Source organism: Trichothermofontia sp., assembly GCF_053493415.1.
This window is the reverse complement of sequence record NZ_JBRCAD010000028.1, coordinates 1-12,166: the sequence shown is the minus strand read 5'-3', so window position 1 is coordinate 12,166 and position 12,166 is coordinate 1. Positions and strand designations below refer to the sequence as shown.

Sequence of the window (12,166 nt, the reverse complement as noted above, 5' to 3'; positions counted from 1 at the left end):
CGCCACCCCCGATGACTACTTGGCTTGGGCAAAAGCGGCCTATCAAAATATCCAACGCCAGCAGGTCGAGACGGCTGTCCCGCCTGCCAGTGAAGGATCGGCACCCCCTGCGGCAACCCCAACGGCAACCGCCACCGAGGTGGCGATCGCCGAATCACCAGCCCCAACCTCCGCCACCGCTCCCCCTGCAGTCTCGACGGCACCCACCCCAACGATCGCAGCTCCCCCAGCAGCAGGGGCGATAGCCGAGCCGGAACCTGCTCCAGCGACGATGCCAGTCGTTTCCCCGACGGCAGGTGTACCCACGCCGATTGCGCCCGGGCCAGCCGCAGAATTAGAGGGGGCCGTTGCAGAATTAGAACCGACTGCCGAAGTTACGCCCGAAGTTGTGCCTGAAGCTACAGCGGCTTCCCGCGCGGAAGGGAGTGTGGCGGAAACCTTGCCAGCGGCGATCGCCCCTGCGGAAGCCGTGCCCGTTGGCGAACCCATTGCACCGATTGCTGAACCAGAGCCGATCGCCGCCTCCCCGCCCGCCCCTCGCCCAGAGGGGGTACCAGCGGCTGAACCTGAGCTTGCCCACCCACCCACCTCGGAAGCTGGGCTTGGGCTAGTAGTCACCCCACCTGACTTAGAAACAGCGTCGGAAGCTCCCGCCACGGCAGCAACACCGCTGCCCTTCTGGGCCAAGGCTGAGGCCGAACGCCAGGAACGCTTGGAGCGGTTGAAGGCAGGCGCGATCGCAGAACCGGAACCGGAACCGGAACCCGTTTCCCCTGCCCCCGAACCGGAAGCAACGATTCCAGGTCTCGCCTTTGATGAGAACTTCATCTGGTCTGCTGAAGTCCTCGCGGCCCAAGGACGGCGACCGGAGGAGATTTCGGTTGAGGAAATTACTTGGCTCAAACGCCTCCGGCAGGGACTTGACAAAACCCGACGTGGTTTGGTGAACCAACTCAAGGCGATTGTCGGGCAGGGTCCCCTGAATCAGGCTGCTGTCCTGGAGATTGAGGCGTTGCTTCTCCAAGCCGATGTGGGCATGGCAGCGACAGACTATATTATTGAGGCGTTGCAAGCTAAGTTGCGGGAAGAAGCTCTACCGCCAGAGCAGGCGATCGCCTATCTCAAATCGATTTTGCGGGGAATGCTTGATCGCCCATTGGAAGACAAGGGCAAGCCGATTTTAATTCCCGACAAAGATCGCCTGAATATCTGGCTGATTACCGGCGTGAATGGAGCGGGTAAAACCACCACGATCGGCAAACTGGCCCATCTAGCTCGTAAGTCGGACTATAGCTGTCTGATTGCTGCCGCCGATACCTTCCGAGCTGCCGCCGTTGAACAGGTAAAGGTTTGGGGACAACGTAGTGACGTTGAAGTGATCGCGAATCCCGGCAAAAATACGGACCCTGCCGCTGTGGTCTATGATGCCATTACGGCTGCCAAATCGCGAGGCACGGAGCTATTACTGGTCGATACCGCTGGTCGTTTGCAGAATAAGAAAAACCTGATGGATGAATTGAATAAGATCCGGCGGGTGATTGATAAACAGTCCAGTGAAGCGACGATCGAATCCCTACTGGTCCTGGATGCAACCCTGGGGCAAAATGGGCTACGCCAAGCCGAAGTGTTTTCGGAGGCCGCTGATTTAAGTGGCGTGATTTTAACTAAGCTGGATAGCACGGCGAAAGGGGGGGTCGCCCTCGCAATCGTGCAACAATTGGGCCTACCCATTTACTTTATTGGCGCGGGTGAAGGCATCACGGATTTGCGGCCCTTCTCCAGTTATGAATTTGTGGAAGCTCTGATCAGTGGCTAGCGATTAGGCGCATGTCTTCCAGGCGAATCCCCAGCAGTCGCAGGTCGCGGTTACCGGGCAGCACACCCGCAGGGCTGAACGCAGTGGGCACCGAGAGTTCGATAACATTAGTCGCCTGGGCTTCTAGCCACGATCGCGCTACGGGTAAAGTTAAGGTTCTGACCTCCGACTCCGAAGCGTCCAAGGTACCCAGGACACGATCGTTCAACTTAACCGTAATCGTTTGGGGGGCAAAAAACACGGATGCGGCTAGCTGAATCTCGTATTGCTGCGCTGCCTGAAGACTGGCAGGATTAATGCGGAAAGATAAACTACCGACGTTTCCCTCTGACCAGCGAAATTTATTTTTATCCGGGTCTTTCTCCAGAGGAAACCAGTGCAAAAACAAGATACTTGTTTCTTCTTCTAGAAAATTACTGCCAAATGAATAGGGTTTGGCTTCTCGAACCCAGTGATCATTATTACGAGCTTTGATAGATTCAGAACTGGCTAAAAATTGGGGATATTGCCAATCGAATAAATAATTAGGGTAGCGATCGACATTCGGCATATCATTCCACAGACGTGGATAGAAGTTATAAAGTCCCTGCAAGGTATTGATAAAAACAGCAGCACTAGCAAAGAGCGTTACCAGACCCACAATTGAAGATTTGGACAGCAGTGTTAATCCAGATGTGTATTGATGACGTCGAAAAATCTGTTGCCAGACCAGCAAGCTGAGGATGATAGTGGCGGGGAAGGCTTCTGTAAATAGCCGCGCACCATACCCATGCCCACCCCACCAGTGGGGAAACCGAGCTACCAGAGTTAGATGGCCTACAAACCAGAAGGTGGCGAACCAAAAGAGCGGCTGTCTTGCTATTCTCTGGAAGAAAAAGCCCACGCCAATACAGGTCAAGATGAGAAAAGGACTATATACGATCAACCCGCGTGAAGGGCTAAATAGATGACCATAGACAGCGACCCAAAAGTTGCCCCCCTTGAGGCGACTGGGTAAATAGTAGTCAGGTAAAACTTGCCCATACTCAAAAGTCGAAAAAAGGATAAATCCTAACAGAAAGGCCAGGAAGACTAACAGTACCTTAGTAAACTCCTGCCGACGCCTGATCAAAAGGTAGGCAAAAACGATGAGAATAAAAACGGCTGTACTGGGACGACACAAATAGGCTGAAAACAGTGCCCAGCCGAGAAGAATCGAATTGAGCCGCATGATCTTAGAGTAATCGTAGATAAGCAATAATAAGGATAAGAGAATAAAGATTGGTGCCAGATTAATGCTCCAAAGTGAGGTTGTTAACGTACTCGCGATCGAACTACCAAAAACAAATATTCCAGTTAAAAATAGACTAGATAATTGCTGTGTAAATTGCCGACAAAGATTATAAATTAAGAGAAAAGCCAGGGTAACTGTGAGGGCAGCCAGTAAATTTTCAACTTCATTTTGGCTGGCGAGGTCATTCATATCCAGCCTCAACCAATTCGCCAAATAAACAAAGGGAATGACATACAGAGAACTGCCTAGGGGAAAGTAATAGTATAGATGGGAGCCTTTCTCAATAAATTGATAGTCTAGGCCATAGGGAATACTCCCCAAGACGCGATAGGCATCTAGCTTAATAGTGCCATGTTGCAGGATAGCTTGGGCTGTTAGCAAGGTCCCCGTTGAGTCATTGGGCATGGTCAAAATTGGGGACGAATACGCGGCTAGAAAAACTCCTACGCAGAGCAGGGCTAGCCAGATGTTGGTTTCCCGAAAGTAGAGGCTGTGTTCCAGAGAAGGCCTGAGACTGGGTTGCGATCGTGCAGCTTGGTTGGCGGTTTGGAAGAATAGATTGAGCTTTGATATCCCTGCGATCGCATAACTGCTAAAAGACATTAAAATGCGCCGACTGCTGTTCAGCATATAAAATCATCAAAATATTAATTAAGTGTTGATAGTTACAGCACTTCCATACTTGGTGAGGTACAGACAAGGGGCTTAAGCTCCTTGTCTACAAGGCTTGACAGTACTTCATTAGAGAGAGAACGGCTGTAGCTAATTGGCAAATTTTGCCCATGAAAAACCGGGCAACCTTAGAGGAGGTATCACAAGCAGAGATGGCCTGTTTCAAACCTCACCACTGATGACATGAGCGCCTGCATTCTAGCACTAGTAGATCGAAAAGGAATCAGTAGAATAGGCATCCTGCCAGAAAGCCGAGTCCTCGATAGACTCAGACGGCTATCCCACTTTAGAGTTGTGATCTACGGAGTATCAGGGTTCTAAAGTAGCCCAGTATATAGCTCAGTATGTAGTCCAGTATATAAACGTATGACTCCTGCCTACTGGCTAAGAATACGTTGCACAATTTGCATCCCTGTCACGGCTTGCCAGCCAAACAGACCGACTAGCACAACGTTAAGTAGAATGTGGACATTACGTGCCCAACCCTGTTTCTTTTGCAACCACGGGGTCAGGGCAGCGGTTGTAGCGACTAAGCCGGTCATACTCAGGCCCACCAGCAGATGGGGGCCAACAAACAGTTTGCCGTTGTTGAGATAGGTTACAGCCATCCCGCCGATCGTGCCCAGCACCATCACGACGAGGATGAAGGAACCCACAAAGTGATGCTTCTCGTTAAAGCGTTGTTTGGCGAGGGCGGTTTTGGCTTCTCCTTCGGCAGACCGCAGGCGGCGAATCTGAATACCGAGGTACATGGCATAGAGGGACAGCCCTAACAGGAGCCACATCATCAGGGGATGGACAAAATTTAACCCAAATTTCAGTGAATCAGGGATTGGCAGATCCATAGGTATCTTTGAAGGTTTGCAAGGGACGTTGCTTAATATTATGCAATACTCCTCGCAATCAAACTTATTGAATCCCCCTGGGGAAAACGCCTAGAGCGTTAGATTGGCTTACCCGTGTCATCAATATAGGTCCAGACATCGCCCACCTGCACCCGCGCTAATCCCTCCGAGAAGGGACCCGCCCCATCAAATTGGGGACGAATCACCCAGTTGCCCGATCGCCCAATGTAGCCATACTTTCGCCCCACCTTCACCAACGCCTTACCATCCACAAAGGCATCCCCCCAGTCAAACTGAGCCGCGATCGCGATCTGGCCCGTGCGATCGATGTAGCCCCAGTGGCGATCGACTTGCACCAGGGCCAACCCCTCCGCGAACTCCGTGGCAAAGCCAAACTGGAAGGGAATCACCACCTTGCCGGTGCGATCGATATAGCCCCAGCGATCGCCCTGTCTGACCCGCGCCAATCCTTCGGCAAAAGGGAAAGCCCCATCATATTGGGGCAGGATGACCATCTCGCCACGACGATCGAGGTAGCCCCATTGAGGATTCGCCTGCGGAGACGCAACACCAACGACTTGGACGGTGGCCAACCCCTCCGAAAAGTGCCCCACCGATTGAAACTGTGGTTGGATCACCCAATTTCCTGCTGCGTCCTGAAACCCATAGCGATCGCGCTCATCCTTCACCGCCCCAACCCCCTCGGCAAAGTGATCGGCCCAGATAAATTGGGGGGCAATCACCCAGCGTCCCTGGCGATTGATATAGCCAAAGCGGGCACCGCGATCGCGCTGGACCGCCGCTAAGCCTTCGGAAAAATGGGCCGCCTTGTGAAATTGGGGTTCAATGGCGACGTTTCCCTGGCGATTGATATAGCCAAAGCGATCGCCCTGCTGCACCAGGGCCAACCCCTCCGTAAAGGGACCCGCCCGTTCAAAGGGAATCGTCAACACAACTTGCCCTTGTCGGTTGATATAGCCATAGTGCTGATTGACCTTAACCAGGGCTAGCCCTTCGGAAAAATCGTTAGCCGCTGCAAATTCTCGCTTGATTGCCGGGGGCGCGATCGAGGTGAGTTCATGATTCTCCTGGAGAGACGCGGCGCGAACGCTGGGATCGCGTTGGGCGATCGGCAGGTTGGTATCGAGCCAAGCTAGGGGAAGGGCAGCACGGGGGGTCTGGTTGGCCAACGTCAAGTGAACCCAAAGACTGGGCCAGATCAAAAATTCAACCAACATGGGCAGGTAAGGAGGAGGCGCGTGTTGCGATCGTAGCCTACCCGTGGGCAGTCGGTCGCTTTATTCACGATAAAATTGGCAGCATAAAAAAAACCGCCCTGATCAGGCGGTCATTGCTCGTGTTTAGTGTGAGGACATGCAAAGCCCAGTTCCTAGCTACGATCGCCAGGAGACTGGACTTGCAAGCTTAGAAGGTAAAGGTTGTGCGTAGCGTACCCACCCAAACCGTGTCATTCTTGCTGTTGTGTTCTGGATTTGTGACCACATAGAACCCCGGCGTAATGGCAATATTGTCATTGATCGCCATCCGATACAGGGCTTCGATATGCAATGCCGTGTCCTCATCGCGCTGCCCACTGACATCGTTACTGGTCAACTTCGGCGGCATCCCAAAGATCAGCCCGCCGAGATTACCCCGTTTCCCCAGATCGGGGAAGGCCAAACTCACAGCCCAGGTTTGCAGCGTGGCATTATCCCCACTCCGGGCCACCGGTCCAGAGGTCTCCGCCCGGGCATCGGTTAGCCCCCACCATCCCGATAGGGTAAATTTGGGGCTGATGCGGGCTTGGGCACTCACGCCATAAATGTTGCTTTGGGTGGCCACATCGCCAAACGGACGGTTACCATAGAGGCTGCCGGTGTTGTTGGTGAGACTGACATCAGAACCCGGTGCGTAGGAATTGGCATAGGTCAAACCAACATCAACGCTGTCACCTAGGCCAAAGACAATCTGTGCCCCGGCGTAGTAGTTGCCATTGAACAGCCCCTTCTTATCCTCAGGACTGCCGGCCTCATCCGTTAGGTAGACCAAAGACAGACGGGCGCGATCGCTAAACTTGTACTTGAACCCTGCACCCGCCCCGCCATCGGTCCGAAACGTGAGGGGATTATAGCGACCAAAGCGCGACACAGCCCCCCGGCTGTCACTACTCAAGGGTGCATGGAGCGACTCCAGTACGTCATCAACGCCCAACCCCGAAGTCGCAAGGCGGACCGTCGCTTTGTCCCCGATCGGGAAGGTGTACCAGAGTTGATTCAACTGCAGGTCATTGCCGTTATTCAGGTCATAACTGGGCCGAGCCATATCGGTTCCCGTGGCCGCACTCAGGTTATCAATGTTGCCCGCCTGGAGCCGCGTCCGCAACTGATCCCTGCCCGTAAAGCTACTGGTCAGCACTAACCGAAACCGGTTGGCAAAGGTCAGGTTGTCATCAATATCCACGTTAGAACTCGGCTGACCTGATGGCACCGCCTTATCCCCCCCAAAGGCTGATCCCAGCCAAAACAGGGCTTCCCCCTGTAATTTCGTCGTTGTCGAAAATTGCGTCGCCTCCAGTTGGGCCACTCGCCCCTCCAGATTTTCGACCCGCCCGCGAATCGTCGCTAGCTCCGCAGCAAACTCTTCCTGAAGCCGTTGTAGCGTGGCCAGATCTTCCTTCGTGGCCAAATCCGCCGTGGCAGCAGCAATCAGTTCATTGATCCGATCTAAGCAGGCATTTAAACCCGCCGCAAACTCATAACGGGTCATCGCCCGCTGCCCCCGGAAGGTCCCATCGGGATACCCCACAATACAGCCATACTTCTCGACCAGGGATTGCAAGGCTTGGAAGGCCCAATCCGTTGGTTGCACATCAGAGAGTTGGGTCACCGATGTCACCTGATCGAGGGCTGCGGTTGAGCGACTGGCCCGAACAAAGCCGTCGTTGCCATTGCTGTACTCACTGATCTGCTCCAGTGAAACCGAGGGTGAAAGTATTCCTACGTCACTGGCGATCGCTGCCGTTGGCAACCCCAGGGTTGCCCCCAGTAAACCGGGCATGGCCCACAAAGCTGCGTTCCGATGATTACGCATGATGTCAATCCTCATCCACCAAGATTTAAGACGCGTCGAGTCCAACATTGGACCCCAAGACAGGTATTGCTTGACCCAGTTCCTAGCTTTTAAGCCTCCATACTTCTATATAAAGATTCTCAATAAGTTTACAGCAGATTGGAAACCCGAACGCGTAATTAAGCATATAACATACTCTGAAAAAGATCTATACCGTCATTTGAAAATTTCCAGAGGCAGCAGACCCTTATGAAGAAGCATATAGATAGTAAGATCTAATAATAATAATTTTCAATAAATTCTATGTGAATCTGGGTCCGTTCCTGGTATCTTCACGCCACAAGCACAAGACCGCGATCGCGCCCACGCAGCAAATGACGGATGAGTGCATGGGTTTGCTTAAAAATCGCCATAAAAAAAACCGCCCTGATCAGGCGGTCATTGCTCGTGTTTAGTGTGAGGTATGCAGAGGGCGGCTTCTCTCCAGCCTTAAGCTAGAACCACCACCCTTGCAAGCCCTAGAACCGGAAGGTGGTGCGCAGCGTGCCCACCCAGATGGTATCGTTGTCGCTGTTATGCTCAGGGTTGGTGATCACATACACCCCCGGCGTTAGCGAAATATTGTCGTTCAGCGCCAAGCGGTACAGGGCCTCAATGTGCAGCGAGGTGTCATCATCCCGACGACCACTGATATCATTGCTGGTCAGCTTCGGTGGCATCCCGAAAATCAGACCGCCCATATTGCCCTTCTTACCCAGGTCGGGGAACGCCAACGTCACCGCCCAGGTTTGTAGGGTGGCGTCGTCGCCCTTGTCTGCAAGGGGACCGTCGGTTTGTGCCCGTGCATCCGTCAGCCCCCACCAGCCAGAGAGGATAAATTGGGGGCTAATGCGGGCTTGCGCGCCCACACCGTAGATATTACTCTCCGTGGCAACTTCGCCAAAGGGACGCCGACCAAAGGCGCTACCGGTGCTGTTGGTCAGGTTAACATCGGAGCCAGGGGCATAGGAGTTGGCGTAGTTCAACGACAGGTTGAAGTTCTTACCAAAGCCAAAGAGCAATTGGGTTCCCAGGTAGTAGTTGCCGTTGAAGAGACCCTTCTTGTCTGCTGGATCGCCTGCCTCATCCGTCAGGTAGGCTGCCGAAAAACGAACACTATCGCTGATCTGATAGTTGAAGGCTAAGCCTGCTCCCCCATCCGTCCGGTGGGAGAGGGGATTCCGACGACCAAAGCGCGACAAGGCACCGGTACTTGAACTTTCCAGCGGGTTCAGCACGTTGAAGAAGTCGTCAACATCAACCCCAGAAGTCGCGACGTGAGCGGTGATCTTTTCCCCGATCGGGAAACGATACCACAAGTAATCCAGGACGATATTGTTATTGTTGCTGAGGTCATAGCCCAGCCGTGCCATGTCCGTCCCAGTTGCCGGTTGATAGTTCGGGATATTACCTGCTTGCAAACGGGTCCGCAGGCGATCCTTACCCGTGAAGCTCGTATCGAAGGCGAGACGAATTCGGTTGGAGAAGGTCAGATTATCGTTAATATCAATGCTGGAGTCGGGCGCACCTGATGGGACCGCCGTATCCCCACCCCAGGCAGCACCGAGGGAGAAAATCGCTTCCCCGCTCAGCTTGGTAGTGGTGGAGAACTGGGTGGCTTCCAGTTGAGCGACTCGACCTTCGAGGTTTTCCACCCGACCGCGAATCGTGGCCAATTCTGCTGCGAATTCTTCCTGGAGCCGTTGCAGTGTAGCTAGATCTTCCTTCGTCGCTAGATCAGCCGTGGCGGCTGCAATCAACTCGTTAATCCGATCCAAGCAGGCATTCAGCCCTGCTGCAAACTCAAAGCGGGTCATCGCCCGTTGACCTCGGAAGGTCCCGTCGGGATACCCCACGATACAACCATATTTCTCGACCAGGGATTGCAGCGCTTGGAAGGCCCAATCCGTGGGTTGCACATCCGAAAGCTGGGTCACCGAGGTAACTTGATCCAGGGCTGCGGTTGAGCTACTGGCGCGGACAAAACTATCGTTGCCGTTGCTGTATTCGCTGATCTGATCCAGCGATACCGAAGCCATAGATGCGCTGCCAGGAACTTCACTGGCGATCGCAGCGGTGGATAACAAGAGCGCAGCACCCAGAAAACCGGGCGTTGCCAAAAGCGAAGCTTTTAAATTACTGAACATGATCTTCGATCCTCACACCCAAAACTCAAGACAATACAAAATCTAACGTCTTAAAAACTCAAGGTGATGGTAACACCGTCTCTAGGATAGCATCCCTTGTCCTCATCTCTCTGTTTTGGTGAATACATCCACCTACCCATCGCGAGTGGGTCTGGGGACTATACCCCCCATCGCCATCAGTTCTTGCCCGCAAATAGTTCTTGCCCGCAAATATAGCTTGCAAATATAGAAGATATCAGATTGGCAAATCAGGAGGGTATTGTGTACCGATTGTAACCAGCCGTCTCGCTGCTGGTGTCGGTCAGCCGCAGTGGTCCGATAGCTGGAGGTTAATAGGCAGAAGGAGGATCTCATCCCCCGTCCGGTGCTGACAGCGGCGATCCATAGAGCGGGGCAAGCAAGCGCGGGAAATACTTTGGCTGCCTGCTGTTCAGTTCGGCAGGGCAAACGCCCTTGGTAAGCGAGACGCTTACCCCACTCTAGCGATCGCTATCGCAGGGATTAGTCAAATTGAGAAGTCAGCGCTTATGCTCGGCCATGCTCTTGCCAGGATTGGGGCCAGTAGAGTTGATAGCTGTCACTGCCATAGCGTAAAAAATAGTGTTGCTGTAAAAAATCAATGATCTCAGGATGCACTAACAAATTCTTCTTATAGCGTCCCAGGAGAATTTGTTCCGGCTGGTATTGCTGCCAGCCTTGAAGAATTTGATCTTGATCAATTTGGCCAGAATCCCAGCGTTTGTCGGAGATAACCGCCAGATCAGGAATCGGCAGAATCCCCGCATGGAAATTAAAAATAGGAAGATCAGCCGCAAGGTAGTGAGTGTCTGCTTGCTGGGTCACGATCGTGTTGACCAGCGCCCGTTCTTCTACAAATTCTTGCTGAACTCGCTTTGCCTGCCATTGTGCCGCCTCTTCCCAGGCGAGGCTAGCCTGCTGAGCAAAGGGAACTACGAGCAGCACAAGCCAAAATAGTTGCCAGATCCGAGAGGTTTTAAAGTTGGGATGGGCTGCCAGACCTAACAATAAATCTGCCCCAAACCCGAAGAGATAGATCAGGGGAATCGCAAATAGGGGATAGTGATGAAACCAGAGTGGCTCGTGGTAATAATAGAAAAATAGGATCGTTAATAGGAGTAAAGCTGGGAAAATAAGAATAAAGACATTTTTCTTAAAAAAAATAATATTGCTAATCCCTAAACAGGAAATGATAAAAAATAAATAATCACTGGCAAAGCGCTTATTGAGGTAATTGGCAACCTTTTCCCAGCCACTCCCACTGACATTATCTACAGATGCTTCAATATGGGTTTGGAACAATTCCTCCCAACCTAGGTATTGACTCAACATCAAGCCGACCACGCCTACGCTTAAAAAGCTGATTTGGAGTAGCAAATACTTGATCTGACTGGGCCACGGCGATCGCCGATAGGAATAGGCCTGCAACCAAAACCAACCGGGCAACAGTAAAACGGCCATCAGCTTAATCTGCATCGCCAGGATTAGACACACGACCGCCGCCAGATCCCGCCAGATGATTGTTTTGGGGTGATTCTCTGCTGGAGACGTGCTGCGATCGTGGGGAACGAGGGCCAAGGCCACCATCCCCAGAGCCAAGGCGGGTAGGCCAATCATGGCCGAAACACTGAGGTTGACAAAGTGCTTGGTGTTGACGAGGGCCACGATCGCGAGACTGCTGGGTAAGGGCGGCAAATAGCGTCGTAACAGCGTATATAAGCTCACCAACAGCAACCCCGTAAACACCATCGTTAGACTTCTGGCCCATAGGATGGAGGTTTCGCCGACCTGTAACCACAGTGAGTACAGACGAGGATAGCCTAGGGGTTGATCGCTCCAAAAGTCTTGAAAAGGTTGGTAGCCATGCTTCAACAATACCCCTTTAATGAGGGTCAACCCCTCATCGAAATCATACTGAAACGCAAGCTGGGGATGTCTTGACAGAAACGCTAAAATCAACCAAAAGCCGAGACAAACAGACAGGTAGGTGAGATCACGCCAACCCCAGGTAAACGGACGATGCGTTATCGGAGTGTTCAGATCCAACCTCCTAATCGGCGAAAAAGCGCCTCCCGAAGGAAGCGCTCTTGATTGTAATCGCTAGTCTCCACTAGCGTCAGCCATTGGGGCTTTCAACAAGCCTTCAACTAGGCATTGATGCTGGGAGCAACGAGGGCGACAGGAGCCGACTCACCACTGGCCAAATCCAGCGGGAAGTTGTGGGCATTGCGCTCGTGCATCACTTCAAAGCCCAAGTTGGCACGATTGAGTACATCCGCCCAGGTGT

At 52.8% G+C, this 12,166-nt stretch carries 7 protein-coding genes and 1 pseudogene; 1 reads left to right on the top strand and 7 read right to left on the bottom strand.

Annotated elements, in window-relative coordinates:
• Window positions 1-271: 271 nt before the first annotated feature.
• Window positions 272-1,816: a signal recognition particle-docking protein FtsY gene (ftsY, locus tag ACWIUF_RS02890; protein ID WP_448570694.1), complete on the top strand. Its 1,545-nt coding sequence runs from the start codon at window positions 272-274 to the stop codon at window positions 1,814-1,816.
• Here ftsY and ACWIUF_RS02885 read toward each other — a convergent pair.
• The 7 genes and pseudogenes from ACWIUF_RS02885 to ACWIUF_RS02855 form a co-directional block, all read right to left on the bottom strand.
• On the bottom strand, window positions 1,806-3,692 hold the full coding sequence (locus ACWIUF_RS02885) for a hypothetical protein (RefSeq protein WP_448570693.1): 1,887 nt from the start codon (window positions 3,690-3,692) through the stop codon (window positions 1,806-1,808). The two genes, ftsY and ACWIUF_RS02885, sit on opposite strands and share 11 nt — an antisense overlap.
• Window positions 3,693-4,138: 446 nt before the next feature.
• Complete coding sequence (locus tag ACWIUF_RS02880; RefSeq protein WP_448570691.1) at window positions 4,139-4,606, bottom strand: DUF4079 domain-containing protein; 468 nt, start codon at window positions 4,604-4,606, stop codon at window positions 4,139-4,141.
• Window positions 4,607-4,704: 98 nt separating this feature from the next.
• Entirely contained in the window at window positions 4,705-5,844 is a 1,140-nt protein-coding gene (locus ACWIUF_RS02875) for a WG repeat-containing protein (RefSeq protein WP_448570689.1), read from the bottom strand.
• Window positions 5,845-6,031: 187 nt separating this feature from the next.
• Entirely contained in the window at window positions 6,032-7,696 is a 1,665-nt protein-coding gene (locus ACWIUF_RS02870; RefSeq protein WP_448570688.1) for an iron uptake porin, read from the bottom strand.
• A 497-nt stretch (window positions 7,697-8,193) separates the two neighbouring features.
• Entirely contained in the window at window positions 8,194-9,861 is a 1,668-nt protein-coding gene (locus ACWIUF_RS02865; RefSeq protein WP_448570687.1) for an iron uptake porin, read from the bottom strand.
• 525 nt (window positions 9,862-10,386) lie between these two features.
• Window positions 10,387-11,775: a hypothetical protein gene (locus tag ACWIUF_RS02860; RefSeq protein ID WP_448570685.1), complete on the bottom strand. Its 1,389-nt coding sequence runs from the start codon at window positions 11,773-11,775 to the stop codon at window positions 10,387-10,389.
• A gap of 251 nt (window positions 11,776-12,026) precedes the next feature.
• A pseudogene (locus ACWIUF_RS02855) lies at window positions 12,027-12,166 on the bottom strand (photosystem II q(b) protein); the annotation flags it as partial.

Coding starts and splice junctions, on each gene's coding strand:
- ftsY (WP_448570694.1), top strand. CDS start 272: ATGCCAGTCGTTTCCCCGACGGCAGGTGTACCCACGCCGATTGCGCCC.
- ACWIUF_RS02885 (WP_448570693.1), bottom strand. CDS start 3,692: ATGTCTTTTAGCAGTTATGCGATCGCAGGGATATCAAAGCTCAATCTA.
- ACWIUF_RS02880 (WP_448570691.1), bottom strand. CDS start 4,606: ATGGATCTGCCAATCCCTGATTCACTGAAATTTGGGTTAAATTTTGTC.
- ACWIUF_RS02875 (WP_448570689.1), bottom strand. CDS start 5,844: ATGTTGGTTGAATTTTTGATCTGGCCCAGTCTTTGGGTTCACTTGACG.
- ACWIUF_RS02870 (WP_448570688.1), bottom strand. CDS start 7,696: ATGCGTAATCATCGGAACGCAGCTTTGTGGGCCATGCCCGGTTTACTG.
- ACWIUF_RS02865 (WP_448570687.1), bottom strand. CDS start 9,861: ATGTTCAGTAATTTAAAAGCTTCGCTTTTGGCAACGCCCGGTTTTCTG.